Here is a 26,242-nt window from a genome sequence, read left to right as displayed (position 1 = left end):
CGGCACGCTTGGGCAAGCCGCAAGGCATACGGTCTACCGGCTGGCCTGGGCCTCCACGAATCCGGCCACCGCGAAGTCCTGGTCGAAGGCCAAAGCCTCGCGTAGGCGCCGGTCGCGCATGACGCGAAAGCTCGTCGCGTCGACAAAGGAGTACACCCGCTCATCGTGCTTGCGGTCCTCGCCAACCCGGTGCACGACGAGGCGCTCGGCGCCGCTCAGAGCGTCGAGTCGCAACGTGGTCCCCGCGATCGTTGGGCACCGACGACAAGGCGGGCGAGAGGCATCGGCGTGCCACGCTCCCGTGACGGCCCACTAGTGTTTCTCGGATGGCGACTCTGGACCCGAGCCCGCCTGCGGCGGCCCGCTATCACGGCGATCAGGCCGTCGCGCCCGGGATGCTGGATTTCGCCGTCAACGTCCGCCACGCCCGGCCGCCGGAATGGCTGACGCGGCGGCTGGCCGACCGCCTGCCGGACCTGGCGCGCTACCCGAGCGTCGAAGACGTGCGCCGGGCGCAGGACGCGGTCGCCGAGCGGCACGGCCGGGCCTGCGACGAGGTGGTGCCGCTGGCCGGGGCGGCGGAAGGGTTCGCGTTGCTGGCCAACCTGCGTCCGGCGCGGGCGGCGATCGTCGCGCCGTCGTTCACCGAGCCGGCCGCGGCGCTGAGCGCGGCCGGGGTGCCCGTGCACCATGTCGTGCTCGAGCCGCCGTTCAGGCTGGACGGTGTGCGCGTGCCCGAGGACGCCGACCTTGTCGTGGTGGGCAATCCGACCAATCCCACCGCGGTGCTGCACTCCCGCGAGCGGCTGCTCGCGCTGCGCCGGCCCGGGCGGATTCTGGTGGTCGACGAGGCGTTCGCCGATGCGGTTCCCGGCGAGCCGGAGTCGCTGGCCGGTGACTCACTGCCCGATGTGGTGGTGCTGCGCAGCCTGACCAAGACGTGGGCGCTGGCGGGATTGCGGGTGGGTTACGCCCTGGGCTCGCCAGAAGCGTTGGCGCGGTTGACCGCACAGCGCGCGCACTGGCCCGTGGGGACGCTGCAGCTGGCGGCAATCACCGCGTGTTGCTCCGTTGAAGCCGTCGCCAACGCGGCGGCCGACGCCGTGCGGTTGGCGGCGTTGCGCGCCGAGATGGTGGCCGGCCTGGCGTCGGTGGGCGCCGACGTGGTCGACGGCCGGGCCCCGTTCGTGCTGTTTCGCATGCCCGATGCGGCACGGATACGAAATAGCTTGCGGCGCAGTGGTATTGCCGTTCGCCGGTGTGATACGTTCGTCGGCCTGGACGAGCGGTATCTGCGGGCGGCCGTGCGCCAGGACTGGCCGCTGCTGGTTCGGGCCATCGCGGAGGTGCGCCGGTGAGCGCGCGGCTGGCCGACGTCATCGAGGTGCTGGACGAGGCCTACCCGCCGCGGCTGGCCCAATCATGGGATTCGGTGGGGCTGGTCTGCGGCGACCCCGACGACGTGCTGGAGTCGGTGACCGTTGCGGTCGACGCGACACCCGCGGTGGTCGACGAGGTTCCGGCGGCCGGACTGCTGCTGGCCCACCATCCCCTGCTGTTACGCGGGGTCGACACGGTGGCGGCGAGCACGCCGAAGGGCGCGCTCGTGCACCGCCTGATCCGCTCCGGGCGGTCACTGTTCACCGCGCACACCAACGCCGACTCGGCATCACCGGGGGTGTCCGACGCGCTCGCCCACGTTCTCGGCCTCACCGTCGAAGCCGTGCTCGAGCCGCTGGCGACCGACGCCGACCTCGACAAGTGGGTCGTCTATGTGCCGCGCGAGAACGCGGAAGCGGTGCGGGAGGCCGTGTTTGCGGCCGGCGCGGGCCACATCGGCGACTATTCGCACTGCAGCTGGAGCGTCAGCGGCATCGGGCAGTTCCTCCCGCAGGAGGGGGCGTCGCCCGCGGTGGGCAGCGTCGGCACCGTCGAGCGGGTGGCCGAAGACCGGGTTGAGGTCGTCGCACCCGCCCGGGCTCGGGCGGCCGTGCTGGCGGCGATGCGCGCCGCCCATCCCTACGAAGAGCCCGCGTTCGACATCTTCGCGCTGGTGCCGCCACCCGGTGACGCCGGGCTGGGCCGCATCGGCGCGCTGCCGCGACCGGAACCGTTGCGCGGCTTCGTTTCTCGGGTCGCCGCCGCGTTGCCCCGGACATCCTGGGGGGTGCGCGCGGCGGGGGACCCCGACCTGCCGGTGTCGCGGGTCGCCGTCTGCGGCGGCGCGGGGGACTCGCTGCTGGCCGCCGCGGCCGGCGCGGACGTGCAGGCGTATGTCACGGCCGATCTGCGGCATCATCCGACCGACGAGCATCGCCGGGCTTCGAATGTGGCGCTGATCGACGTGGCGCACTGGGCAAGCGAATTCCCGTGGTGCGACCAGGCCGCCGGCATACTGCGGTCCCATTTCGGTGCGGCCCTGTCCGTGCGGGTGTGCACCATCCGCACCGACCCGTGGAATATCGGGCACCTTGGCAACGATGCGGGGAGAGGGTAGCCATGAAAGCCGAAGTAGCGCAGCAACGTTCGCTGCTCGAGTTGTCGAAACTGGATGCCGAGCTGTCCCGCATCGCACACCGGGCCGCCCACCTGCCACAGCAAGAGGCCTACGAGCGGATGCAGGCCGAGCACACCGCCGCCGGTGACCGGCTGGCCGCGGTTCGAATTGCGCTGGAAGACTTAGACGTTCAAGTATCGCGATTCGAGTCGGAGATCGAGGCGGTGCGGCAACGCGAAGACCGCGACCGATCGTTGCTCAAGTCGGGTGCGACGGACGCCAAGCAGCTCTCGGACCTCCAGCACGAGCTGGAGACGCTGCTTCGCCGTCAAGCCAGCCTGGAAGACTCCCTGCTGGATGTGATGGAGCGCCGCGAGGAGCTGCAGGGCCGGCTGGACGCCGAGCAGCGGGCGCTCGAGGCGCTGCAGTCCGAGCTGGACAGCGCCCGGCAGGCCCTCGATGCCGCGCTCGCCGAAATCGACCAGGCCCGCCAGGAGCATTCGTCGCGGCGCGAGGCGCTGACCGCCGCACTGGACCCCGCGCTGTCCGCCCTTTACGAACGACAGCGCGCTGGGGGAGGACCGGGCGCCGGGCCACTGCTGGGGCATCGGTGCGGTGCTTGCCGGATCGAGATCGGCCGCGGCGAACTGTCCCGCATCTCGGCCGCCCCCGAGGACGACCTGGTGCGATGCCCGGAGTGCGGCGCGATCCTGTTGCGGGTCAAGGGATTCGAGCAGTGAAAGTCGTCATCGAGGCCGACGGCGGGTCGCGCGGCAACCCCGGACCGGCGGGATACGGCGCGGTGGTGCGCACCGCGGACCGCTCGACCGTGCTGGCCGAGGCCAAGCAGGACATCGGCGTGGCGACCAACAACGTCGCCGAATACCGTGGTCTGATAGCCGGTTTAGACGACGCTCTGAAACTGGGCGCCACCGAGGCCACGGTTTTCTTGGATTCCAAGTTGTTGGTGGAGCAGATGTCCGGGCGATGGAAGGTCAAGCACCCCGGCCTGATCGAGCTGCACGCCCAGGCCCGGAAGCTGGCGGCGCGGTTCGACCGGATCAGCTATGCGTGGATTCCGCGGGCTCGCAACTCGCACGCGGACCGGTTGGCCAACGAGGCGATGGACGCCGCGGACCGGGCCGACGACCCCGCCGAGAATTCCGCGCCACCGGCGACAGAGTCCCCGAAAACCGTTGCGGCCCAATCCTCGGCGCCCGGATGGACCGGTGCGCGTGGGACGCCGACCAGGTTGCTGTTGCTGCGGCACGGACAGACCGAGTTGTCGGCGCAGCGCCGCTATTCCGGGCGCGGCAACCCGGCGCTGACCGACGTGGGGCGGCAGCAGGCGGGGGCCGCGGCGCGGTACCTGGCGCAACGCGGCGGGATCGCCGCGGTCTTCTCCTCGCCCCTGCAACGGGCCTACGACACCGCGGCCACGGCCGCCAAGGCGTTGGGCCTGGACGTGAGCGTCGACGACGATCTGATCGAGACCGACTTCGGGGCGTGGGAAGGCCTGACGTTCGGCGAGGCGGCCCAGCGTGATCCGGAGCTGCATCGGCGCTGGCTGCGCGACACCGGCACCACGCCACCGGGCGGTGAATGCTTCGATGATGTGCTCGACCGGGTGCTGCGGGTGCGCCAACGAATCGTCGCCGCACACCAAGGCGCGACGGTGCTGGTGGTATCGCACGTGACGCCGATCAAGATGCTGCTGCGGCTGGCGTTGGACGCCGGGCCGGGCATTCTATACCGGCTGCACCTGGACCTGGCGTCGTTGAGCATCGCCGAGTTCTATTCCGACGGAGCGTCTTCGGTGCGGCTGGTGAACCAGACGGGCTATCTCTAGGCGGCCCCAAGTGGCAAGGAAACACAGATGAAGCCGCCTCAACCACCCAACGAACCTGTCCCCGCGGACATCCGGGCGTCGGTGATGGCGGCAGTGCTCGACGAGTTGGCCCGCTGGGGTGTCGAGCGATTCAGCGTCGAGGCCTTGGCGGAGCGCCACCGCCTCGACGCGGCCATGATCTATCGGTACTGGGGCGATCGGCAACGACTCATCGTCGATGCGGCCCTCGCCGATGTTGAAACCTTGAGTGCCGCAACGGACACCGGGTCGCTGCGCGGAGACCTCCGGGCGTTGGCCCGGAATGTGGCCGACCGGATCAATACCGAGGAAGGCCGAACTTTCCTGCGGGCGTTGGTCATGGACCGTCGTGGGCATCACGACGAAGATACTCGAATGAAGTTCTGGCGGGCGCGTTTCGCTGTCGTGCGCGCGGTCGTGGATCGGGCCAGGGAGCGTGGCGAATTGCGCGAGGGCGTGAACACACTGGCCGCTGTGCAGATCGTGTTGGCGCCGCTCAACATTCGTGCTCTTTACTCCGACGCCGACGTCGACGACGACTACTGCGTGGCCATCGCCGACATGGCATGGCATGCGCTCGCCCGTAGATAGCGGCAGCGGGTCCCGGTTGGCCTGACGCTCGACTCTCTCGAGTTCGAGCAGGGTGCGGCCCATGACCGAGACCATGGCCGGGTCGTAAATCGACGACCGGGGGCCGCGGCACCGATGGGCGCGCGTGACGTGTTGTTCGCGGGGGAGCTGCCTTCGCGCGCGCATCGGCCTGGTGATGGAGTCCTGTAGGGGGGGTTATATCGATGGGTTTGCTGGCTGTGCCACGAGGGTATGGCAAACATATGCCAGGCATCGCTAGAGGGTAGTTGCGGTCTGAACTAAAATTCGGGGGGGGGGGTAACTCCAGGCTTTTAAAAATCTCTTCGAGCATTGGTTACTTTAATTCGAATAGTTTGCGATAGGCAAGGTTTGCGGGACGGACTTGAACGGTATCGCTGTAACTCACCCGAAACTCAGGTTGTTCTCAGCTACTTTCTGACCATCCGATTTGGACAACCGATCAAAGGAGATGGTCGTGGACCTCGCAGCCCACCCCTACGTCACCGCCGGTGTGGCCCTGGCCAGCGCCAGCATCATCGCCGCGCCGGTCCCTCAAAATCTGCCCGAGGTTCACCTTCCGGGAGTCCAGCTCGCCGGCGTCGAGAGCAGCATCACTGATCTGTTCTCTGGCGCGGAGAGCGATATCGCGAGTCTGGGAAATGGTATCGGCGCGACCGATTTACCGGCCGGACTTGCCGCCGAGGCCTTCAGCCCGACCTCATTGTTGGCTGGGCTAACCGTGGGCGACGCGGCGAGCAATCCGTGGGTAGAGCTCTTCACGAACTCGTTCGCGAATCTCCAAGCGCTCGCCAACGGGGTGGTCGCTGATCCACTGCCGGTCTTGCACCAGGTACTTATTAATCAGGCAGGCTATGCCGCCACGGCCGGCTCGGCGTTTCAGACGTTTGGCCAGGCTGCCGGCGAGTGGTTCCAGACGACGCTGCCCGCCGCGCTGACCGTCGCCTTGAACGACGTCACATCAGGCATGCCCGCAGACGCCGTTACCGCGGTCAACGGCGCCATCTACGACCTGCTCTACCAAGCACTGCCGCTGGCTTCGCTGGGCAACATCGCGGTCGACATGGCCGACAACTTCTACAACGCGGTTGACACGGTGAACAGCAACCTGCTGATTCCGCTCGGCTATGGCGCCATCCCAATCCTCTTCGATCCGACTGCGGCGCTGGGCAATAGCTCTCAAGCATTCCTCGATGCGCTCGACACCGGCGACTACTCGGCGGCGCTCGGAGCCCTGTTAAACGCGCCCGCCGAAGCGCTGAATGCATTCCTCAACGGCGGAATCCCGCTCAACCTCCCAGGAACGGGCGCGCTGTTGCCGGAAACCGGTCTGCTCAGTGGCCTGACAAGTAGCCAGCTTGGTGAAATCGGCGGACCGATTTACAGCCTTATGGTCAGCTTGCCGCAGGCCATTGCAGCGTCGATCGGCGGATCGACCTCAAGCACCGCGGCCGCTTCGCTCACGTCACTTGGGGGTCTGAGCACATCCGTTGCGGATCTCGGCAACGTGCCGGATCCGGGCGCGCTCGCCGCGGCGGCCGACAACCTGTTCGATCCGAGCGCTGTCGCGGGGCTTGGCTCCATGCTGGCTACTCAATTGGCGCCCAACCTGGCGGCCATGCTTATCCACTTGCTGACCGGTCTGCTGTGAGTCGCATTCCGTTGACATTGATTCCGATTCTGAAGTCCCCGTATAAGAAAGGCGTATAGACAAATGGCCGGTCGTCATGACAGCAAAGCAAATAGCCGTTCGCGCAAAGCCAAGCGGCGCCGTCGTGGACGGACAGCGGGGCTACGCACCGCTGCTGGCGCATTTCTGGCTGCCGGGATGGTCCCGGTGGCGGACGCGGCGTCGGCTCACGCCGACGTGCTTGATTTGATCGTCGAGCCAGTCATCAATGGCATCAGTCACGGAATCGAGGCGGGGACTGCGGCCGGCAGCGATTTGGGTCTGACCGGACTGAATCTTGGTGTCATCGGAGCCGACATCGGGACGATGGGCATGGACCTAGGCCACGTCGGCGCGTCGAGCCTAGATCTCGGCAACATAGGCACGATCGGTCTGGATGTGGGCCATTTCGGTGTGTCCGGACTGGATCTGGGTAACGTCGGCGCGTCTGGTCTCGACCTGGTAACTCTAGGTGCGCATGGCCTGGATTTGAATAGTGTCGCGATCGCAGCCGCCGCCAACGTGGATAACCTCAGTAGCGCAGCCGCCGATATTGGTAATACGGGCAGTTCCGTGGTGGGTGGAGGATTGTCTCCCGACTGGCAAAACTTCATTGTTACTGTCTTCCAAGATCTCATCTACGGGCCGATCCACAACACCGGCGAAGCCTGGATCAACAGTCCGATCGGCCAACCTGTCGATCACATCATTAACGCGCCATTTGTGACTTTGACTGGCCGCGACCTGATCGGCAATGGCGTCAATGGGTTAACTGGAAGCAACACCAGCATTGACGGCACGCCGGGCGGCTGGCTGTTCGGTGATGGCGGCGGCGGCGTTGACGGTGGCAACGGCGGCGCGGCCGGCTTGATCGGCAACGGCGGGATAGGCGGGGCCGGGATCGATGGCGCCAACGGTGGCACTGGCGGCGCCGGCGGATGGCTGTTCGGTAACGGTGGCCCCGGCGGTGCCGGGGGCATGTCGACCAGCGTGAACGTTGCCGGCGGAACTGGAGGGACCGGCGGCAGCGCCGGGTTCTTCGGTAACGGTGGCGCCGGCGGCATGGGCGGTCAAGGCGCCCAGGGGGCCGTCGGCGTTAACCCTGGTGAAAACGTCACCTCGTCGCCCGCCGGCAACGGAACCGACGGAACCATATTGCACTTCAACGGGGGAGCCGGCGCCAACGGCACCGCCGGGCAGCCCGGGGGTAATGGCGGCACTGGCACCAGCGTCCCCGGCACGCAGATCAACGGCGGCAACGGCGGCAATGGAGGCGCCGGCGGCGTCGGCGCACCGGGCGGCAACGGCGGCACAGGCGGGTCTGGCGGCGGCTGGCCTACTACCGGTGGGACCGGTGGCACCGGTGGGACCGGCGGCGCCGGCGCGCCAGGCGGCAACGGTGGTACCGGGGGCGTCGGTCAAGGCGGCGGCTGGCCCGACTCCCCCCAATCCATCGGTGGTGTCGGTGGGACCGGCGGCACGGGCGGCACAGGGGCTGCGGGCGGTATCGGCGGCACCGGGGGCGAGGGACTGGGCGGAACCCTGGCCGGCAATGGCGGCACTGGCGGTACGGGCGGCGCCGGCGCCGACAATGCCGGCACGGGCGGTATGGGCGGCTTCGGCGGCAACGGCGGCCAGGGCGGGATACTGCTCGGTAACGGCGGTGTCGGCGGCACAGGCGGTGTCGGCGGGACCGGGGGCACCGGCGCGGCGGGCGGCGCGGGCGGCGCCGGGGGCACCGGTGGCGTCGGCGGTGGCTCGGAGAACGCCAACATGCCTAGTGGTACCGGCGGTGACGGCGGTACCGGTGGTGTCGGCGGGACCGGTGGCACCGGTGGCATGGGCGGCACGGGCGGTGTCGGTGGCAGCGGCGGGTTCGTTGGTATTGGCGGCAATGCCGGAGGCGGCGGCGCCGGGGGCGCGGGCGGTGTCGGCGGCAGCGGTGGAGCCGGCGGCGCGGCCGGCGCGGGCGGGGCGCCCTTCGAACCAGGCCCTGACGCCCCCAAGTGGCTGCCCGGCGTGGCCGGCAATCCCGGCGAGGCCGGCGCGGCGGGCGCTCAAGGCGCGACCGGGGCCGTGGGCCCTGCGGGGCTAGCCGGCTGATACCACCAGCTCGGTCTACAACCCCGCATGCGAGCTGCGGGGTTGTAGACCGTTCGGCTTCTCGGTGAGCGACGAGTTGAGAGGCTTGAAGGGCGTATCTTGGCCCATGGTTGCTACATTCGACAGCCAGAGTTCGAGCTCCGACACTTCGCGCAGCGTCCGGCGAACCCATTGGGAAACGGTCGTTCGGTGCCGGCGGGTGAATGCCCGAACCCCGTCGCCGCCACCTGAAGCTTCAGCGCGACAACGTGATTGCCTGCTCGGGGCAGTCCTGCGCGCCCGCTCACCGACAAGCAGAAAGCCCGGCTGGCTACTGGAGACCGGCGGATTCAGACCCCAAATACGCCGCCATTCATGAAGGGCCCGTTTGGTCTATCAGGCGCGGTCGTGGAGAGTGACCTGGTAGCCGTCGGGGTCGGCGAACGTGAATGTCCGGCCGAAGGGGCCGTCGATCGGTGCGGAGACGATGGTGTGACCGTCGGCGACGAGAGCATCGTGGATGGCCTGGACGTCGGTGGCGTGGAGCCAGATCGCGGCACCGATGCCGGGCTGAGCGACGGATGCGAGATCGGTGCCGGGAACGACGTCGCGGAGTGCGAACGCGATCGGCTTCGTCTCGAAGACGACGGCGTGCGGAGGTCCGGCCTGCGAGCGGACGAGGCCGAGGTACTGCTCGTAGAACGCCCGCGAAGCGTCGAGGTCGCGCGCTTGGAGCGAGATGAAGTCGGGGCCGGTGGCGGGCATGATGATGCTCCTTCTTTTCGTGTCAGCTTTCTGACACAGGTCAACCTATGTCAGAATACTGACATGAGTCAAGTCGGTATCGACCTGGAGACGTCACTGGGCTACCTGCTGAAAGAGGCGTCGAGCGCCCTCCGCGCCGCCATGGAAGAGGTGCTGCGGCCGCTCGGGATGAGCGTGACGCACTACTCCTGCCTCGAGCTGCTGGCTCAACGACCGGGCTTGTCGAACTCCGAGCTCGCGCGGGGCGCGTTCGTGACACGGCAGTCGATGAACGTGCTGCTCCAGGCCCTGGAACGAGAGGGCTACGTGACCAGGCCTGCGCAGGCACCCGTCGGGAAGGTTCTTCCCACGCGGCTCACGCCTCGCGGCCGACGGAGCCTTAAGAAGGCGTCGGCGGCGGTCCGGTCCGTCGAGGTCAGAATGCTGGCCGGCATAACCGAGACCGAGCAGTCAGACGTGTTCCGGACCCTGCAGAGCATGATTCATTCCCTGCGCGAGGGCAACGACGGTGCATAGCTCGCTCCCCGGCGCACGTCTCACCCGGAGAAGAGTTCAGCCACGCGCCAAAAGCCATGCCGGTGATCTCGGAAATCGACAGACCCCGAATACACCCGCTTCTGCGATGAGCCACTAAAGGCAGCGATTCCACGGACCGCGGCGCCGCGGTGTGGGTCAGCTTGGTGCTGGGCTTGATCTCGTAATCCGGTATGCAACAGTGGAATTCGTACAGCGCGACCTGTAGCTCCATGCGGGTCAGGTGGTCTCGTCGCTGGTGGGCAGGATTAGCGGCACCAACGCGAAGATCGCCAACGTGCTGGGCGTTGATCTCGGCGACGGGGTTCCGCAGTCATGAACCGTGAATGTTTGACAACTGTGGTGGCTCGCTAGCCCTAGGTGGTTTCCCGCATCACCCGGCGCCGCGTTTGCGCGTTCTTGCCCGTCCCGCAACTCGGCTGCGTCATCGTCAGTCAGCGGCGGTACGCAGCTCGTCCGCGATCACGATGTCCAGGAGCGTGTCTAATGGTTCGCCACCGCGGGCGGCGGCCTCCGAAGGCTGTCGTCAGTCTTCGACCGCTGCCAATGCAGTCGACACAAAGTCGAGCCATAACGACGACGTGCAGCGCAACCGTTCACAGCGTGGTCCGCTTCGCTCAAACACTCAGCGCGACAGCGTGATTGCCTGCTCGGGACAGTTCTGCGCGCCCGCGGCAGCCTGCGCCTCGAGCTCACCCGAGACCTCCGCGACGAGCACGACACAGTGACCCACTTCGTCGGCGTCGAAGACGTCGGGGGCCAAGGTGTAGCAGCGGCCGTGGCCAGTGCAGCGGTCGTCGTCGACCGAGACCCGGGTCATGACACTGGGAACGGTGTGAATACCAAAGGCAGCGATTCCACGGACCGCAGCGCCGCGGTGTAGGTCAGCTGGGCGCCGGGCTTGATCTCGTAATCCGGTATGCGACGGTGGAATTCGCGCAGCGCCACCCGCAGCTCCATGCGGGCCAAATGGGATCCGAGGCAGCGGTGCGGACCGCCGCCGAACGCGCGGTGCCGGTTCGGGTTGCGGGTGAAGTCCACGAGTTCCGGGTCGGGGAATTCGGCCGGGTCGGTGTTGGCGGCGCCGAGCAACGGGCTGATCCGCTCGCCCTTGCTGATGGGACATCCGGCCACCTCGACGTCTTGCATGGCGACCCGAACCACGCCGGGCACCGGCGTCTCCCAGCGCAACAATTCCTCGACGGCGCTCGGCAGGACGTCGGGCTGCTCGACGAGTTGACGACGGTGATCGGGATGGCGTGCCAGGTACACAAAGAAGCAGTCGAGGGAGTCGGTCACCGTGTCCAGCCCGGCGATGAGGAACAGGAAGCAGATGTCGAGCAGCTCCTCGCGCGATAACGGTTGGCCCGCAACGTCGGCCGCGATCATCGCGGACAGCACGTCGTCGCGGGGCTGGCGATGTGGTCGTCGATGGCGCGCTCGAAGTAGTCGTAAATCTGTTGCGCCACTACCGCCGACGCCTCGTGGCGGCCGTCGTAGCCGATGGCGCCCTCCGGGCGGATCACCCCATCCTTCCAGAGCAGAAACTTCTCCAGATCCTCCAGCGGCAGGCCGAGTAATTGCAGGAAGACGGTGCACGGGAGGGGCACGGCGAACTCGGCGTGGAAGTCGCATTCGCCCCGATCGGCGAAGCGGTCGATCATCTCGTTCACCAGCTCGGCGACGCGCGGTTCGCGCCGCGCCATCTCGCGCGGGGTGAACAGCGGGTCGAGGATGCGGCGGTACTTCGCGTGCTCGGGAGGATCGACCTGCAGTGGAATCAGTGGCCGCACGTTGCCCAGGTCGACGGCATCCATGTTCGACGAGAACAATTCGGTGCGCTTGAGGGCCATCTCGATGTCGGCGAGACGGCTGAGAACCACCGCCTGCGGCGACCGGAACACCGGGCTGGATTCGCGTAGCGCCTTGTACATCGGTTGCGGCTCCGCCAGGCCCATCATCGCCTGATCGACGAACCGTTCGGTTTCTGTCATGCGGTCAGCGTGGCACCAACGCCCGTATTTACGCAATGATTGAATAGATTGCGCAATAGCTGGGCACCCGTCGCGCCGCTGGCCAGGAGATGACGCAGCGAGTACCGTGTTCGTGCGGACGAGTTGGCCGGGCGGCCGCGGCTCGCGCCGGTCGAGAGGCCGGTGCCGAGTCGAGGAAAGTCCGGACTTCACAGAGCAGGGTGATTGCTAACGGCAATCCGAGGTGACTCGCGGGAAAGTGCCACAGAAAACAAACCGCCACCTTCGCGGTGGTAAGGGTGAAACGGTGCGGTAAGAGCGCACCAGCATTCCGGGTGACCGGAATGGCTCGGCAAACCCCACCCGAAGCAAGGCCAAGAAGGCCGCACGAAAGTGCGGCCGCGCAGGCGCTCGAGGGTTGCTCGCCCGAGCCTGCGGGTAGGCCGCTTGAGGCACCCGGCGACGGTGTGTCCAGATGGATGGTCGCCGCCGCGCCGCCGTTGCTTATGCCGCGGCGGCGGGGAACAGAATCCGGCTTACAGGCCAACTCGCCCGCCCTCGCCGTCCGCGAAACTGTAACTGGCGACGTCGTCTCTCGCGAAACGCGTCGGTAGTTACAGTCTCGCGAGGGGAAGGCGCCCCAGTCTCGAGGAGGACCGGGCTAATGTCGGGCTAATGCCGGGCTAATGCCCGGCCTTGCGCACCGACTTGGCGAGTTTGCGCAGCGCGTCGTCGAGCTGCTGACGGCACCTCTCGGCCAAGTCGGCCTCCTGCTGGTACAGCAGACCGTAGGTGAAGGTGTCCTCGCCGGCGTTGTGCGCGACCTCGGCCTGATGGCTGAGGTGTTCCCGGCTGACCACGCTGTCGTGGTGATCGCCGAGCAGCGTCTGGATGACCTTCGCCTGCTCGGACACCCGCGCCGCGCCGATCGCCGCCGCGGTGTAGCGAAGCCGCTTGGCGCGCTTGCGGATTCGGTGTAGCGCCAGGTCGCGTTCGTGCTCGGCCCCCGGTTCCACCCGCGCGGCGGCCTTCGCGGACTTGCGGACCTTCTTATAGGCGGCATCGACGGTCACCGGCGCCCGATCCTCGCCCGAAACAGTGGCAGGGGTTTCGGCCACCACCGCGTCGAGGGCGTCGAGCAGCCGAAAGTATCGCTGCGACCGCATCGCGATCAAGGACCGCCGCAGCCCGGTCTGGTAGCGGCGTCGGGCACCCTCGACGAGGCGTTCCCGGACGCGCCCACGCACCAGCTGCGGCGGCAGCCCGTCCAGGGCCAGCTGGTAACGCTCGGCGAGCACCTCGGCGTCACGGGCCGTGCCCAGCACATTGGCCAGCTCCCGCAGCTCGTCGAGGATCCACGCGTTGTCGGACGGCCCGAACGAATCCTGGGCGTCGGCCAGCAGGCTGCGGATCTTCCGGATGGTTACCCGCATTTGGTGCACGGCATCGTCGGCGTCGGCGCGAACGGCCCGATCCCACACCAGCAGCTCGTCGACCTGCTCTCCCACCGCGCGATGCACCGGGTCCGCCGGCAGCCGCGTCCCGTTGGGCCGCGCGGTGGCACCGAGCACCCGCGCCAGCTTGGAGGCGTGGCCGGCGGGCGCGGCGCCGGCGTCGAGCAGTCGATTGCTCAACCGGCTCAACAAGTCGGTGTCGACGGCCCCGTTCGTCGGGATGAGCTCGAGTTCCCACTCGCGCCATTCCTGTTCGGCGGGGGATGCGTCGGAGCCCCCGGTCGCCCACGCGGTGACGTGGTCGTTGCTGAACTCCGCGAGCGCTTGACCCTCGACGCCGTACAGCACCTGGGCTTCGCGTTCGGTGGCGATGCGCGCGACCGGTTGCAGCGGGCGGTCGCGGACAATCGCCAGCACGACATCCAGCAACTCGGCCGGCACGGTGTCGTGGCCGGCGCCGGATGCGTCCAGCGGAGCGCGGATCTCGGTGCGGGCGTCGGGTCCGGCCGGCAACTTCAGGTGCCAACCCGCGTCCGGGCCACCGGTGCGCCGCCGCAGGGTGATCTTGTTGCGTGCCAGGTCCTGCGTCGGCGTGTCGAAGTACGTCGCGTCCAGCGATTGGGTCGGCGTCTTCTCGACGCGAGCAACCGCGGCGATGCCTTCGAAGGACGGTGCCACCGTGGACTCGACGACGTCGAACTTGCGCTCCACTTCCAGATGGCGAGAGGGTCTTGGCATTTCCGGCTCCGTGAGGGCGCGTCGCCGCGGTCTTAGACGGTCGTCGACGGTCGTGGATGGGTCCCCATAGACTGCCACACCACGGTTAAGCGCCCAGCGGCGATCGCCAGTGTGCGAGGCTGGTGCCGGGAGAACTCTAGAAGCAGTGCTCGTCGGCGGGGAAGACCCCTTCGGCCACCTCTTGCGCGTATTGCGTTGCCGCCCGGCGTAATTCGTCACCAATGTCGGCGAACCGCTTGACGAAGCGGGCGGGCTTGCCGCCGCTCAAACCGGCCATGTCCTGCCAGACGAGGACCTGCGCGTCGCAGTTCGGGCCGGCCCCGATCCCGATGGTCGGAATGGTGAGCTTGCCGGTGATCTGGGTGGCCAAGTCGGCGGGCACCATCTCCATGACGACGGAAAACGCGCCGGCTTCGGCGACGGCGATCGCGTCCGCGATGGTCTGTTCCGCGGCGTCGCCGCGGCCCTGCACGCGGAAACCGCCGAGGCCGTTGACGCTTTGCGGTGTGAAGCCGATATGCGCCATCACCGGGATGCCGGCCGCGGTCAGGCAGGCGATCTGTTCGGCCACCCGCTCGCCGCCCTCGAGCTTGACGGCGTGCGCGCCGCCCTCCTTCATGAACCGGGTGGCGGCGGCCAGCGCGGCGGCCGGGCCCGCCTCGTAGCTGCCGAACGGCAGGTCGGCGACGACCAGGGCGTGCTGAGCCCCCCGCGCCACCCCGCGCACCAGCGGAATCAGCTCGTCGATCGAGACGGGCACCGTGGTGTCGTAGCCGTAGACGACGTTGGCCGCCGAGTCACCGACCAGCAGCACCGGGATGCCGGCCTCGTCGAAAATGCGGGCGGTCGAATAGTCGTAGGCCGTGAGCATGGCCCACTTGTGGCCCTCGGCCTTCATCTTCTGCAGGTGGTGCGTGCGAATCTTTGTCAGCGGCTTGGTGTGCCCAGAAGGGTTTGCACCGTAAAGGTTCTGTTCAGACATCATTGTCCTCAGGAGTGGTCGGGTCGATCCTCGTGGCCCGCTAGGGTCCCCGGGTTCGTCTGACGGGAGATATTCTGCCATCTCTTTTGCGCGGCCGCACCGCCCGAGCAGTGTGAGACATACCATTCTGCGCATGCAGCGGCTCAGCGGGCTCGACGCCAGTTTCCTGTACCTGGAAACGCCCTCGCAGCCCATGCATGTTTGCTCGATCATCGAGTTGGACACGTCGACGGTGCCCGGCGGCTATGCCTTCGACCGGCTGCGCGAGGCGTTGTCGCTGCGCCTGAAAGCGATGCCACAGTTCCGCGAGAAGCTCGCCAACAGCCCACTGAACCTCGATCACCCGGTGTGGGTGGATGACGAGAACTTCGACGTCGATCGCCACCTGCACCGCATTGGATTGCCGCCGCCGGGCGGACGGACCGAACTATCGGAAATCTGCGGCCACATCGCGTCGCTGCCGTTGGACCGGCGACGGCCCCTGTGGGAGATGTGGGTCATCGAGGGGGTGGCGGGCACCGATTGCCACCACGACGGGCGGCTGGCGGTGATGATCAAGGTCCACCACTGCGGGGTGGACGGGGTGACCGGCGCCAACCTGATGTCGCAGCTGTGCGCCACCGAAGCCGACCCGCCCGCACCGGATCCGGTGGACGGCGTCGGCGGCGGCAGCGGGTGGCAGATCGCGACCGGCGGGCTGTTCCGGTTCGCCACCCGGCCACTGCAGCTGGCCAACGTGGTGCCCCAAACCATGTCCTCGGTGGTTGCGACGCTGCGGAAGACCCGCGACGGCCAGGCGATGGCGCGCCCGTTCACCGCGCCGCGGACCGCGTTCAACGCCAGCATCAGCGGTCGTCGCAACATCGCCTACGCCCAACTGGATCTCGAGGACGTCAAGGACGTGAAGAACCACTTCGGCGTCAAGGTCAACGACGTGGTGATGGCTCTGGTATCCGGGGTGCTTCGTCAGTACCTGGCCGAACGCGACGCGTTGCCCGACGCGTCGCTGGTGGCATCGGTGCCGGTCTCGGTGCGCGGCAAGTCCGATCGCCCGGGCCGCAACCAGGTTTCGGCCATGTTTTCCAGCCTGCACACCCGGATCGCCGATCCGGTGGCGCGTCTGAAAGCCATCGCCGCCGCGAATTCTGTTGCCAAACAACATAGTTCGGCCATCGGCGCCTCTCTGCTGCAGGACTGGTCGCAGTTCGCCGCGCCGGCGGTTTTCGGCGTCGCGATGCGGCTGTACGCCCGAAGCCGGTTGACCCAGAACATGCCGGTGCACAACTTGGTGGTTTCCAACGTCCCGGGTCCACAGGATCCGCTGTACTTGCTGGGCTGCGAGGTCAAGGCGATGTATCCGTTGGGGCCGATCTTTCATGGTTCGGGCCTCAACATCACCGTGATGTCGCTGAGCGGCAACCTGGACGTCGGCCTGATTTCGTGCCCGGACTTACTGCCGGACCTGTGGCCGATGGCCGACGACTTCGCGGTGGCGATGGAGGAACTGCTCGCGGCCGCCGGGTAGCGGCCGGTGGTGGCGCTCATCAGAATCTCAGCCTTCCTCTGGCAGCATATGGTGGCATGGGTCTGTCTCGCCGCGACAAGATCGCGCGCACGCTGCTGATCTGGACGGCGATCGCTGCCGTGGCGCTGCTGGTCGCGGGCTGCCTGCGCGTTGTCGACGGGCGCGCCGTCATGCGCGGGCCCAAGCTGGGCCAGGCGGTGGAGTGGACACCGTGCCGCTCGTCCAACCCGCAGGTGAAGGTCCCCAGCGGCGCACTGTGCGGCAGGCTGGCCGTGCCGGTCGACTACGACCACCTCGACGGCGACGTGGCGGTGCTGGCAATGATTCGCTTCCCCGCCACGGGCGACAAGATCGGCTCGCTGGTGATCAACCCCGGCGGCCCCGGCGAGTCCGGCATCGAGGCCGCGTTGGGCGTCGTCCAGACGCTGCCCAAGCGCATCCGCGAACGGTTCGACCTGGTCGGCTTCGACCCCCGCGGGGTGGCGTCGTCGCGGCCGGCGATCTGGTGCAATTCCGACGCCGACAACGACCGGCTGCGCACCGAGCCGAACGTCGACTACAGTCCGGCGGGCGTGGCCCACATCGAGGACGAGACCAAGGAGTTCGTCGACCGCTGCGTCGACAAGATGGGCAAGAACTTCCTGGCGAACGTGGGGACGGTCAACGTCGCCCGGGACCTGGACGCCATCCGCGCGGCGCTGGGCGACGACAAGCTGACCTACCTCGGCTACTCGTATGGCACCCGAATCGGCTCCGCCTACGCGGAGGCCTACCCCACGAAGGTGCGGGCGATGATCCTCGATGGCGCCGTCGACCCCAATGCCGATCAGATCGAGGCAGACCTGCGTCAGGCCAAGGGATTTCAGGACGCGTTCAACGACTACGCCACGGACTGCGCGAAGCAACCGACCTGCCCGCTGGGCACCGACCCGGCCAAAGCCGTCGCCGTCTACCACAGCCTGGTCGATCCGCTGGTCGACCCGAACAATCTGATGATCGGCAGGCCCGCGCGCACAAAGGATCCGCGCGGATTGAGTTACAGCGACGCCATCGTGGGCACCATCATGGCGCTGTACTCACCGACCCTATGGCACCACCTAACCGACGGCCTGACCGAACTGGTCGACCACCACGGAGACACCCTGCTCGCCCTGGCCGACATGTACATGCGCCGCGACCCGCACGGCCATTACACCAACGCCACCGACGCGCGGGTGGCGATCAATTGCGTCGACCAGCCGCCAATTACCGACCGCGCCAAGGTCATTGACGAAGATCGCCGCTCACGCGAGATCGCCCCCTTCATGAGCTATGGGCAGTTCACCGGTGACGCGCCGTTGGGCACCTGCGCGTTTTGGCCGGTGCCGCCGACGACCAAGCCGCACGCCATCTCGGCGCCCGGCCTGGCGCCGACGGTGGTGGTGTCGACCACTCACGATCCGGCGACTCCCTACAAGGCCGGGGTCGATCTGGCGAATCAGCTCCGCGGTTCGCTGCTTACCTTCGACGGGACCCAGCACACGGTGGTCTTCCAGGGCAGCAGCTGCATCGACGACTACGTGACGGCGTATCTGATCGGCGGCACCACACCGCCGAGCGGCGCCAAGTGCTAGGGCGAGCAGACGCAGAATCGCACGCGAAGTAGCTTCGCGAGGCGATTCTGCGTCTGCTCGGCGTAGGAGCGTTCGGCGACGGCCGATACGAGATCAAGGCGTGACCTTTTCGAGCCGCCACGGGTATTCGAGGCTGCAACGATGACAGCCATGTCGCGCCTGAGACCATTGAGCTCGGCGCTGCTGTCGTTTGGGCTGCTGCTTGCGGGGCAATCGGCGCTGCCGGTGGCCGGCGCAACTCCGGAACCCGGTGCCGGGCAGACCCCGAGCCCGGCTCCGCCGAATGCTGCGGTGCGGCCGCAGAATTGGGGCGGCTGCAGCCAACTCCTGAGCGACACCAGCGACGTCCCCACCGCCCAGTGCACCACCGTGTCGGTCCCGGTCGACTACGCCAATCCGGGTGGCGCCCAAGCCAAGCTGGCCGTGATCCGGGTGCCCGCGACCGGCCGGCGGATCGGATCGCTGTTGGTCAACCCGGGCGGTCCCGGGGCGTCCGCGGTGGACATGGTGGCCGGCCTGGCATCCGACCTGGGCGACACCGAGATCGGCCGCAACTTCGACCTGGTGGGTTTTGACCCGCGCGGAGTGGGCCATTCGACCCCGCAGCTGCGGTGCCGCACCGACGCCCAATTCGACGCCTTCCGACGCGAACCGATGGTCGATTACAGCCCGGCTGGCGTGGCGCACATCGAGCAGCTCTACCGGCAGTTGACCCAGCAATGCGTTGATCGGATGGGGACCGGGTTCTTGGCCAACGTCGGCACCGCATCCGCCGCACGCGATATGGACATGGTCCGTCAGGCGCTGGGCGAGGATCAGATCAGCTACCTCGGCTACAGCTATGGCACCGAGTTGGGCACCGCCTACCTCGAGGGGTTCAGCAATCACGTGCGGACCATGGTGCTCGACGGCGCCATCGACCCGACCATGAATCCGGTCGAGGAAAACATCAATCAAATGGCCGGATTCCAAACGGCTTTCAACGACTACGCCAAAGACTGCGCCCGGTCGGCGGCCTGCCCGTTGGGCACCAACCCGGCCCAATTCGTCAACCGCTACCACGCCCTGGTCGACCCGCTGGTCGCAAAGCCGGCCCGCACGGCGGATCCGCGCGGCCTGAGCTACGCCGACGCGACCACCGGCACCATCAACGCGCTTTACACCCCGGCGCACTGGAAGTATTTGACCAGCGGTCTGCTCGGGCTGCAGCGCGGCACCGACGCCAGCGACTTGCTGTTGCTTGCCGACGATTACGAAGGCCGCGACCAAAGCGGGCACTACAGCAACGACCAGGACGCGTTCAACGCCATCCGCTGTGTCGACGGGCCGACGCCGAAGGATTCGGCGACGTGGATCTCCGCCGATCAACGGATCCGCCAGGTTGCTCCGTTCCTGAGCTACGGGCAGTTCACCGGTGATGCCCCCCGCGATCTGTGCGCGCTGTGGCCGGTGCCCGCGACGTTGAAACCACACGCCGCCCCGCCCGTCCCGTCGGGCAAGGCCGTCGTCGTCTCCACGACGCACGACCCGGCCACCCCGTATCAGGCCGGCGTCAACCTGGCCCGCCAGCTGGGCGCTCCGCTGATCACCTACGACGGAACCCAGCACACCGCGGTGTTCAACGGTGACCAGTGCGTGGATACCGCGGTGGTGCGCTACTTCGTCGCGGGGGCGCTGCCGCCGGCGTCGTTACGCTGCCAGCGTTGAGAAGGGCGTCGACTATCCGATACGTGACCCGATATGTGACCAGGCCCAATTTCGTTGATTTGCCAAGCGTTGGATAACCGGCGCACCGCACGTCGTTTACCTGCGCGTTTTTTAACGGTTGTGCACGGCACTAATCGCCGCCGTAACACAGAATTAACAGCGATTGCTTAGTGTTCGGGTTATGGATCGACAGAAGGAATTCGTCCTCCGCACGCTGGAGGAACGAGACATCCGGTTCGTTCGGCTCTGGTTCACCGATGTGCTCGGTTATCTGAAGTCGGTCGCCATCGCTCCGGCGGAACTCGAAGGCGCCTTCGAAGAGGGCATCGGGTTCGACGGGTCCTCCATCGAGGGCTTCGCGCGGGTCTCGGAATCCGACACCGTGGCCAACCCGGACCCGTCGACCTTCCAGGTGCTGCCCTGGGCCGCCAGCACCGGCCACCACCATTCGGCGCGGATGTTCTGCGACATCACCATGCCCGACGGCTCGCCATCGTGGGCGGACCCGCGGCACGTGCTGCGGCGTCAGCTGCAGAAGGCCAACGACCTCGGTTTCTCCTGCTATGTGCATCCGGAAATCGAATTCTTCCTGTTGAAGCCGGGCGCGGACGACGGGTCGACACCGGTCCCCGTCGACAGCGCCGGCTATTTCGACCAGGCGGTGCACGACTCCGCGTCGAACTTCCGCCGCCACGCCATCGAGGCCCTGGAATTCATGGGCATCTCGGTCGAGTTCAGCCACCACGAGGGCGCCCCCGGCCAGCAGGAGATCGACCTGCGCTTCGCCGACGCGCTGTCGATGGCCGACAACGTCATGACCTTCCGCTACGTCATCAAGGAAGTCGCGATCGAAAACGGCGCCCGCGCGACGTTCATGCCCAAGCCGTTCGCGGAACACCCCGGCTCGGCCATGCACACCCACATGAGCCTGTTCGAGGGCGACGTCAACGCCTTCCACAGCGCCGACGACCCACTGCAGCTCTCGGACGTGGGCAAATCCTTTATTGCCGGGATCCTGGAGCACGCCTCCGAGATCAGCGCGGTCACCAATCAGTGGGTCAACTCCTACAAGCGGCTGGTGGTCGGAGGTGAGGCGCCCACCGCGGCGTCGTGGGGCGCCGCCAACCGGTCCGCCCTGGTGCGGGTGCCGATGTACACGCCGCACAAGACGTCGTCGCGGCGGATCGAGGTGCGCAGCCCCGACTCGGCGTGCAACCCGTACCTGACGTTCGCCGTGCTGCTGGCCGCCGGATTGCGTGGGGTGGAGAAGGGCTACGTGCTGGGGCCGCAGGCCGAGGACAACGTGTGGGACCTCACCCCCGAGGAACGCCTCACGATGGGCTATCGCGAGCTGCCCACCAGCCTCGACAGCGCGCTGCGGGCCATGGAGTCCTCCGAGCTCGTCGCGGAAACATTGGGGGAGCACGTGTTTGACTTCTTCCTGCGCAACAAGCGCACGGAGTGGGCGAACTACCGCAGCCACGTCACGCCCTACGAGCTGAGCACCTACCTGTCGCTGTAGCTCACATCCTTTTTTGACGCTTTTTTGAGGCTGCCGTCCTGCCTGGAAGGCAGGCGGGTTGCGCTACCGTCGTGGTCGTGACCAAACCCGCGACCGAGCGCCCCAGGCTGCCCAGCGTGGGCCGGCTCGGGCTGGTCGACCCCCCGGCGGGCGAGCGGCTGGCGCAGCTGGGTTGGAGTGACCAGGACGACCAGGCACACGTCGACCTGCTGTGGTCGCTGTCGCGCGCGCCGGACCCCGACGCCGCGCTGCGCGCCCTGGTTCGGCTGTCCGACAACCCGGACGCCGGATGGGACGAGCTCAACGCCGCGCTGCTCACCGAACGTGACCTGCGCGGGCGACTGTTCGCGGTGCTGGGCTCGTCACTGGCCCTGGGGGATCACCTGGCCACCCATCCGCAGTCCTGGAAGCTGCTGCGGGGCAAGGTCAAACTGCCCACGCGCGACGAACTGTGCGCGGCGTTCACCGAGTGCGCCGACGAAGTGTCGGCGGCGGATGCGGCGGTGTCGCGGTTGCGCACCCTGTACCGCGACCGCCTGCTGGTGCTGGCCGCGCTCGACGTGGCCGCGACGGTCGAGGACGAGCCGGTGGTGCCCTTCACCCTGGTGGCCGCCCACCTGTCCGACATCGCGGACGCCGCGCTGGCGGCCGCGCTGCGGGTGGCCGAGGCGACCGTGTGCGGCGACCGGACGCCGCCGCGGCTGGCGGTCATCGCGATGGGCAAATGCGGTGCGCGCGAACTGAATTACGTCAGCGACGTCGACGTCATCTTCGTCGCCGAGCACGCCGACACCGTCACCACCCGGGTGGCCAGTGAGATGATGCGGGTGGCGTCGGCGGCGTTCTTCCAGGTGGACGCCGGGCTGCGGCCGGAGGGACGCAGCGGCGAGCTGGTCCGCACGCTCGAGTCGCACGTCGCCTATTACCAGCGTTGGGCGAAAACGTGGGAGTTTCAGGCGCTGCTGAAGGCCCGCGCCGCGGTGGGCGACGCCGAACTCGGCGAGCGCTACGTGGCCGCGCTGACGCCCATGGTCTGGGTCGCCTGCGAGCGTGAGGATTTCGTCGTCGAAGTGCAGGCCATGCGCCGCCGGGTCGAGCGGCTGGTGCCCGCCGAGGTCCGCGCCCGTGAGATCAAACTCGGCAGCGGCGGATTGCGCGACGTCGAATTCGCGGTCCAGTTGCTGCAGCTGGTGCACGGCCGCAGCGACGAGTCGCTGCATGTGGCGTCCACGGTCGACGCGCTGGCCGCGCTGGGCCAGGGCGGCTACATCGGGCGCGAGGACGCGGCGAACCTCACCGCCTCCTATGAGTTCCTGCGGCTGCTCGAGCACCGACTGCAGCTGCAGCGGCTCAAGCGCACCCACCTGTTGCCGGAGGTCGACGACGAGGAGGCGGTGCGCTGGCTAGCGCGGGCGGCCCACATCCGGCCCGACGGCCGGCACGATGCGGCGGGGGTGCTGCGCGAGGAGCTCAGGCACCAGAACGTGCGGGTGTCCCAGCTGCACGCCAAGCTCTTCTACCAGCCGCTGCTGGAGTCGATCGGGCCGGCCGGCCTGGAGATCTCGAACGGCATGACCTCGGAGGCCGCCGAGCGGCAGCTGGCCGCGCTGGGCTACGAGGGACCGCAGACGGCGTTGAAGCACATGTCGGCGTTGGTCAACCAGAGCGGCCGGCGCGGCCGGGTGCAGTCGGTGCTGCTGCCCAGGTTGCTGAACTGGATGTCCTATGCGCCCGACCCCGACGCGGGGCTGTTGGCCTATCGGCGGCTGTCCGAGGCGCTGGCGGGGGAGAGCTGGTACCTGGCCACGCTGCGGGACAAGCCCGCGGTGGCCAAGCGGCTCATGCACGTGCTGGGAACCTCCGCCTACGTGCCCGACCTGTTGATGCGCGCCCCCAGGGTCATTCAGGATTACGGCGACGGTCCCGCCGGCCCGAAATTGCTCGAGACCGAGCCCGCCGCGGTGGCCCGCGCGCTGATCGCGTCGGCGAGCCGTTACACCGACCCGGTGCGGGCGATCGCCGGCGCGCGCACGCTGCGCCGCCGGGAGCTGGCCCGCATCGGCTCCGCCGATCTGCTCGGCATGCTCTATGTCACCGACGTGTGCAAGGCGCTCACGTCGGTGTGGGTGGCCGTGCTGCAGGCCGCTCTGGACGCGATGATCCGGGCCAACCTTCCCGACGATGGCCCCCAAAACGGCCCCCAAAAAAGAAGGGCACCGGCGGCCCTCGCGGTGATCGGCATGGGCAGGCTGGGCGGCGCCGAGCTGGGCTACGGCTCCGACGCCGACGTGATGTTCGTCTGCGAGCCGGCCCACGGCGTCGAGGATTCGGTGGCGATTCGATGGTCGACGTCGGTCGCCGAGCAGGTTCGGACGCTGCTCGGGACCCCCAGCGTCGATCCGCCGCTGGACGTCGACGCCAACCTGCGGCCCGAGGGCCGCAACGGTCCGCTGGTGCGCACGCTGGGCGCCTACGCCGCCTACTACGCGCAGTGGGCGCAGCCGTGGGAGATCCAGGCCCTGCTGCGCGCGCACGCGGTCGCCGGCGACGCGGATCTGGGCCAGCGGTTCCTGCTGATGGCCGACGAGACGCGCTATCCGCCCAACGGGGTGTCGGCCGAGGCGGTGCGGGAGATCCGCCGCATCAAGGCCCGCGTCGAGTCCGAGCGGTTGCCGCGCGGCGCCGACCCCAACACCCACACCAAGCTGGGCCGCGGGGGACTGGCCGACATCGAGTGGACCGTGCAGCTGCTGCAGCTGCGGCACGCGCGCGAGGTTCCCGCCCTGCACAACACCTCGACGCTGGAATCCCTGGACGCGATCGCCGCGGCCGACCTGGTGCCCGCGGCCGACGTGGAGCTGTTGCGGCAGGCCTGGCTGACCGCCACCCGGGCCCGCAACGCGCTGGTGCTGGTCCGCGGCAAGCCCACCGACCAGCTGCCGGGGCCCGGGCGCCAGCTCAATGCGGTCGCGGTCGCCGCCGGCTGGCCCACCGACGACGGCAGCGAGTTCCTGGACAACTATCTGCGGGTCACGCGCCGGGCAAAAGCCGTGGTGCGCAAGGTGTTTGGGAGTTGAGTTGAAAGGCGGGATCGTTGGAAGCCACGTTTGAGGTCTTGAGCGAAGAGGAGCTCGACCGGGTGACGGCGACGTATGCGCCGTTGACCGAGGCCGTTCGGGAACTCATCGACGCCACCGTCCGGACCCAGGCCGACGACCACGTCATCGAGCGGGCGCGGGTCGCGATCGAGGCGGTGACCCGATCGCTGCTGAGCCAAGGAACCCGGCCGCCCGCCGTGAGTTACCGCATCGACGGCCGCCCGCTGCCGTTGGGCAACGCCGCGACCGGGCAGTGCAACCCGATCGCGCCGCCGTTGGTGGTCCAGCACGAGGCGGACGGACGGTGCTGGAGCGAGTTCGTGCTGGGCGCGGCCTACGAGGGCCCGCCCGGCCTGGTGCACGGCGGTATGTGCGCCCTCGTGCTCGACCACATGCTCGGCGAGGCGGCCAGCCAGGGCCTGACCAAGCCGCTGTTCACCGGGACCATCACCATCAAGTACCTGCGCGGCACGCCGCTGGGTCCGCTTCGCTCCGAGGCGATCGTCGAACGCAGCGAGGGCGTCAAGGCCTTTGCGCGCGGCTATCTTTCGGATTCCGCGGGGGTGACCGTGGAGGCGGAAGGGGTCTTCATCATGCCGGCGTGGGCCCGGGAAGCCGAATGAAGTTCTACGTCAGCAGCGCCTTTTTGAACACCCGCGAGATCGTCGAGATCGCCAGGGCGGCCGACGAACTCGGGTACGACGGGATCGGGATCCCTGACCACGTCGTCAACCTGGAGACCCTGGACACCCCGTACCCGTACACCAAAGATGGGCAACGGCGGTGGCAGCCGTTCACCGATTGGCCCGATCCCTGGGTTCTCGTCGGCGCGCTGGCCCAGGTCACCACCCGGCTCCGATTCGTCAACACGGTCTACATTCCCGCGATGCGCAACCCCTACTCGGCGGCGAAAGCCATTGGCACCGCGGCAGTTTTGGCGTCCGGCCGGGTGGAACTGGGCATCGGCGTGGGCTGGTGTAAAGAGGAATTCGCCTTGATGGGCGAGAAGTTCGACGCCCGCGGCAAGCGCACCGACGAGATCATCGAGTTGATGCGGGCGCTGTGGGAGCCGGGCTGGACGGAGTTCGACGGCGAGTTCTATCGGGCGCCGCGGCTGGAGATGCAGCCGACCCCGCCGCCGATACCGGTCTACGTCGGCGGCCTCAGCGATATCGCGCTGCGCCGGGCCGCCCGGTGTGACGGCTGGATCGGTGATCTGATCAAGACCGATCGCGCCATCGAGACGGTGGGCCGGTTGCGGGAGCTGCGGGCCGAAAATGGTCTCTCGATGGACGATTTCACTATCCTGACGCCGCTGACCGACGCCTTCACCACCGCCGATTACCAGCGCGCCGAAGGTGCCGGCATCACCGGCATCATCACCGCGCCGTGGATGTTCTATTCCGGGTCCGACGCCACACTTTCCGACAAGATCGACGGCATGCAACGCTTCCGGAAAGACCTGGGGCTGGGCTAGGAGCCTGCATCAGGACGGGTTTGGCGCTAGGTCTGACTTGGCTCAACTTAGCTGGCCAGCTTCTCCGTGGGGCGGCTTGTTGACTCTGCGCCCACCAGGCAAAAGTACGAGTAGAGCGCCTGGTGGGCGC

20 protein-coding genes, 1 other RNA gene and 2 pseudogenes are annotated in these 26,242 nt (G+C 67.9%); 16 read left to right on the top strand and 7 right to left on the bottom strand.

Going from position 1 to position 26,242, the window contains the following annotated elements; genetic code table 11:
• Positions 1 to 33 precede the first annotated feature (33 nt).
• Positions 34 to 234, bottom strand: a complete 201-nt coding sequence (locus K3U93_RS14800; protein ID WP_071511776.1) for a PIN domain-containing protein — start codon at positions 232 to 234, stop codon at positions 34 to 36.
• Positions 235 to 326: 92 nt separating this feature from the next.
• Here K3U93_RS14800 and cobC point away from each other — a divergent pair, with 92 nt between their 5' ends.
• The 7 genes from cobC to K3U93_RS25260 all read left to right on the top strand — a co-directional run bounded on the left by cobC (position 327) and on the right by K3U93_RS25260 (position 8,745).
• Entirely contained in the window at positions 327 to 1,358 is a 1,032-nt protein-coding gene (gene cobC, locus K3U93_RS14795; RefSeq protein ID WP_071511777.1) for an Rv2231c family histidinol phosphate aminotransferase CobC, read from the top strand.
• Positions 1,355 to 2,497 (top strand): Nif3-like dinuclear metal center hexameric protein, encoded by a 1,143-nt coding sequence (locus K3U93_RS14790; protein ID WP_071511778.1) that lies wholly within the window; start codon positions 1,355 to 1,357, stop codon positions 2,495 to 2,497. Before cobC ends, K3U93_RS14790 begins: the two co-directional genes overlap by 4 nt.
• A gap of 2 nt (positions 2,498 to 2,499) precedes the next feature.
• Positions 2,500 to 3,237 carry a zinc ribbon domain-containing protein gene (locus K3U93_RS14785; protein ID WP_071511779.1) on the top strand — a complete coding sequence of 246 codons (738 nt, stop codon included), beginning with the start codon at positions 2,500 to 2,502 and terminating at the stop codon, positions 3,235 to 3,237.
• Positions 3,234 to 4,346, top strand: coding sequence for a bifunctional RNase H/acid phosphatase (locus tag K3U93_RS14780; RefSeq protein WP_083011313.1), 1,113 nt, complete (start codon positions 3,234 to 3,236; stop codon positions 4,344 to 4,346). The genes K3U93_RS14785 and K3U93_RS14780 overlap by 4 nt, the downstream gene beginning before the upstream one ends.
• A gap of 27 nt (positions 4,347 to 4,373) precedes the next feature.
• Positions 4,374 to 4,955: a TetR-like C-terminal domain-containing protein gene (locus K3U93_RS14775; RefSeq protein ID WP_071511781.1), complete on the top strand. Its 582-nt coding sequence runs from the start codon at positions 4,374 to 4,376 to the stop codon at positions 4,953 to 4,955.
• 469 nt (positions 4,956 to 5,424) lie between these two features.
• The gene (locus tag K3U93_RS14770; RefSeq protein ID WP_071511782.1) at positions 5,425 to 6,624 is read left to right on the top strand and encodes a hypothetical protein; all 1,200 of its coding nucleotides are present in this window, start codon (positions 5,425 to 5,427) and stop codon (positions 6,622 to 6,624) included.
• A gap of 177 nt (positions 6,625 to 6,801) precedes the next feature.
• Positions 6,802 to 8,745: a PGRS repeat-containing protein gene (locus K3U93_RS25260; RefSeq protein WP_071511783.1), complete on the top strand. Its 1,944-nt coding sequence runs from the start codon at positions 6,802 to 6,804 to the stop codon at positions 8,743 to 8,745.
• A 375-nt stretch (positions 8,746 to 9,120) separates the two neighbouring features.
• Here K3U93_RS25260 and K3U93_RS14760 read toward each other — a convergent pair whose 3' ends face one another.
• Positions 9,121 to 9,489, bottom strand: a complete 369-nt coding sequence (locus tag K3U93_RS14760) for a VOC family protein (RefSeq protein ID WP_071511784.1) — start codon at positions 9,487 to 9,489, stop codon at positions 9,121 to 9,123.
• Positions 9,490 to 9,552: 63 nt separating this feature from the next.
• Between K3U93_RS14760 and K3U93_RS14755 the strand changes: the two genes are divergently transcribed.
• Positions 9,553 to 10,005, top strand: a complete 453-nt coding sequence (locus K3U93_RS14755) for a MarR family winged helix-turn-helix transcriptional regulator (RefSeq protein WP_071511785.1) — start codon at positions 9,553 to 9,555, stop codon at positions 10,003 to 10,005.
• Positions 10,006 to 10,117: 112 nt separating this feature from the next.
• Here the strand turns inward: K3U93_RS14755 and K3U93_RS25495 are convergent.
• The 3 genes and pseudogenes from K3U93_RS25495 to K3U93_RS14745 all read right to left on the bottom strand — a co-directional run.
• Positions 10,118 to 10,249: pseudogene (locus K3U93_RS25495) on the bottom strand (cytochrome P450); the annotation flags it as partial.
• A gap of 399 nt (positions 10,250 to 10,648) precedes the next feature.
• Complete coding sequence (locus K3U93_RS14750; protein WP_071511786.1) at positions 10,649 to 10,843, bottom strand: ferredoxin; 195 nt, start codon at positions 10,841 to 10,843, stop codon at positions 10,649 to 10,651.
• Positions 10,840 to 12,017, bottom strand: a pseudogene (locus tag K3U93_RS14745) (cytochrome P450). The gene K3U93_RS14750 and the pseudogene K3U93_RS14745 overlap by 4 nt, the downstream one beginning before the upstream one ends.
• Before the next feature lie 119 nt (positions 12,018 to 12,136).
• Between K3U93_RS14745 and rnpB the strand changes: the two are divergent.
• An RNA gene (gene rnpB / locus K3U93_RS14740) (RNase P RNA component class A) lies at positions 12,137 to 12,551 on the top strand.
• 128 nt (positions 12,552 to 12,679) lie between these two features.
• On the opposite strand, the gene K3U93_RS14735 is transcribed toward rnpB, so the two are convergent.
• Together K3U93_RS14735 and panB are read right to left on the bottom strand one after the other, a co-directional pair.
• Positions 12,680 to 14,188, bottom strand: a complete 1,509-nt coding sequence (locus tag K3U93_RS14735) for a CYTH and CHAD domain-containing protein (RefSeq protein ID WP_083011314.1) — start codon at positions 14,186 to 14,188, stop codon at positions 12,680 to 12,682.
• Between the two features lie 136 nt (positions 14,189 to 14,324).
• Entirely contained in the window at positions 14,325 to 15,170 is an 846-nt protein-coding gene (gene panB, locus K3U93_RS14730; protein WP_071511803.1) for a 3-methyl-2-oxobutanoate hydroxymethyltransferase, read from the bottom strand.
• Positions 15,171 to 15,303: 133 nt separating this feature from the next.
• Between panB and K3U93_RS14725 the strand changes: the two genes are divergently transcribed.
• The 7 genes from K3U93_RS14725 to K3U93_RS14695 all read left to right on the top strand — a co-directional run bounded on the left by K3U93_RS14725 (position 15,304) and on the right by K3U93_RS14695 (position 26,112).
• Positions 15,304 to 16,695 (top strand): WS/DGAT/MGAT family O-acyltransferase, encoded by a 1,392-nt coding sequence (locus K3U93_RS14725; protein ID WP_071511788.1) that lies wholly within the window; start codon positions 15,304 to 15,306, stop codon positions 16,693 to 16,695.
• Positions 16,696 to 16,751: 56 nt separating this feature from the next.
• Entirely contained in the window at positions 16,752 to 18,308 is a 1,557-nt protein-coding gene (locus K3U93_RS14720; protein ID WP_071511789.1) for an alpha/beta hydrolase, read from the top strand.
• A 141-nt stretch (positions 18,309 to 18,449) separates the two neighbouring features.
• On the top strand, positions 18,450 to 20,015 hold the full coding sequence (locus K3U93_RS14715; RefSeq protein WP_139797083.1) for an alpha/beta hydrolase: 1,566 nt from the start codon (positions 18,450 to 18,452) through the stop codon (positions 20,013 to 20,015).
• 181 nt (positions 20,016 to 20,196) lie between these two features.
• On the top strand, positions 20,197 to 21,537 hold the full coding sequence (gene glnA / locus K3U93_RS14710; protein ID WP_071511791.1) for a type I glutamate--ammonia ligase: 1,341 nt from the start codon (positions 20,197 to 20,199) through the stop codon (positions 21,535 to 21,537).
• 71 nt (positions 21,538 to 21,608) lie between these two features.
• Positions 21,609 to 24,614 carry a bifunctional [glutamine synthetase] adenylyltransferase/[glutamine synthetase]-adenylyl-L-tyrosine phosphorylase gene (locus tag K3U93_RS14705; protein ID WP_071511792.1) on the top strand — a complete coding sequence of 1,002 codons (3,006 nt, stop codon included), beginning with the start codon at positions 21,609 to 21,611 and terminating at the stop codon, positions 24,612 to 24,614.
• Between the two features lie 17 nt (positions 24,615 to 24,631).
• Entirely contained in the window at positions 24,632 to 25,258 is a 627-nt protein-coding gene (locus tag K3U93_RS14700) for a PaaI family thioesterase (RefSeq protein ID WP_083011315.1), read from the top strand.
• The gene (locus K3U93_RS14695; RefSeq protein ID WP_083011316.1) at positions 25,255 to 26,112 is read left to right on the top strand and encodes a TIGR03619 family F420-dependent LLM class oxidoreductase; all 858 of its coding nucleotides are present in this window, start codon (positions 25,255 to 25,257) and stop codon (positions 26,110 to 26,112) included. The genes K3U93_RS14700 and K3U93_RS14695 overlap by 4 nt, the downstream gene beginning before the upstream one ends.
• The last annotated feature ends 130 nt before the right edge of the window (positions 26,113 to 26,242 follow it).

The sequence above is a fragment of the Mycobacterium malmoense genome, assembly GCF_019645855.1.
GTDB classification, from domain to species: Bacteria; Actinomycetota; Actinomycetes; order Mycobacteriales; family Mycobacteriaceae; genus Mycobacterium; species Mycobacterium malmoense.
This window is presented reverse-complemented; position numbering and strand designations above follow the sequence as displayed.

Bases quoted from the DNA above. Each gene is read 5' to 3' on its own strand.
- cobC (WP_071511777.1), top strand. From the start codon at position 327: ATGGCGACTCTGGACCCGAGCCCGCCTGCGGCGGCCCGCTATCACGGC.
- K3U93_RS14785 (WP_071511779.1), top strand. From the start codon at position 2,500: ATGAAAGCCGAAGTAGCGCAGCAACGTTCGCTGCTCGAGTTGTCGAAA.
- K3U93_RS14775 (WP_071511781.1), top strand. From the start codon at position 4,374: ATGAAGCCGCCTCAACCACCCAACGAACCTGTCCCCGCGGACATCCGG.
- K3U93_RS14770 (WP_071511782.1), top strand. From the start codon at position 5,425: ATGGTCGTGGACCTCGCAGCCCACCCCTACGTCACCGCCGGTGTGGCC.
- K3U93_RS25260 (WP_071511783.1), top strand. From the start codon at position 6,802: ATGGTCCCGGTGGCGGACGCGGCGTCGGCTCACGCCGACGTGCTTGAT.
- K3U93_RS14760 (WP_071511784.1), bottom strand. From the start codon at position 9,489: ATGCCCGCCACCGGCCCCGACTTCATCTCGCTCCAAGCGCGCGACCTC.
- K3U93_RS14755 (WP_071511785.1), top strand. From the start codon at position 9,553: ATGAGTCAAGTCGGTATCGACCTGGAGACGTCACTGGGCTACCTGCTG.
- K3U93_RS14750 (WP_071511786.1), bottom strand. From the start codon at position 10,843: ATGACCCGGGTCTCGGTCGACGACGACCGCTGCACTGGCCACGGCCGC.
- K3U93_RS14735 (WP_083011314.1), bottom strand. From the start codon at position 14,188: ATGCCAAGACCCTCTCGCCATCTGGAAGTGGAGCGCAAGTTCGACGTC.
- panB (WP_071511803.1), bottom strand. From the start codon at position 15,170: ATGTCTGAACAGAACCTTTACGGTGCAAACCCTTCTGGGCACACCAAG.
- K3U93_RS14725 (WP_071511788.1), top strand. From the start codon at position 15,304: ATGCAGCGGCTCAGCGGGCTCGACGCCAGTTTCCTGTACCTGGAAACG.
- K3U93_RS14720 (WP_071511789.1), top strand. From the start codon at position 16,752: ATGGGTCTGTCTCGCCGCGACAAGATCGCGCGCACGCTGCTGATCTGG.
- K3U93_RS14715 (WP_139797083.1), top strand. From the start codon at position 18,450: ATGACAGCCATGTCGCGCCTGAGACCATTGAGCTCGGCGCTGCTGTCG.
- glnA (WP_071511791.1), top strand. From the start codon at position 20,197: ATGGATCGACAGAAGGAATTCGTCCTCCGCACGCTGGAGGAACGAGAC.
- K3U93_RS14695 (WP_083011316.1), top strand. From the start codon at position 25,255: ATGAAGTTCTACGTCAGCAGCGCCTTTTTGAACACCCGCGAGATCGTC.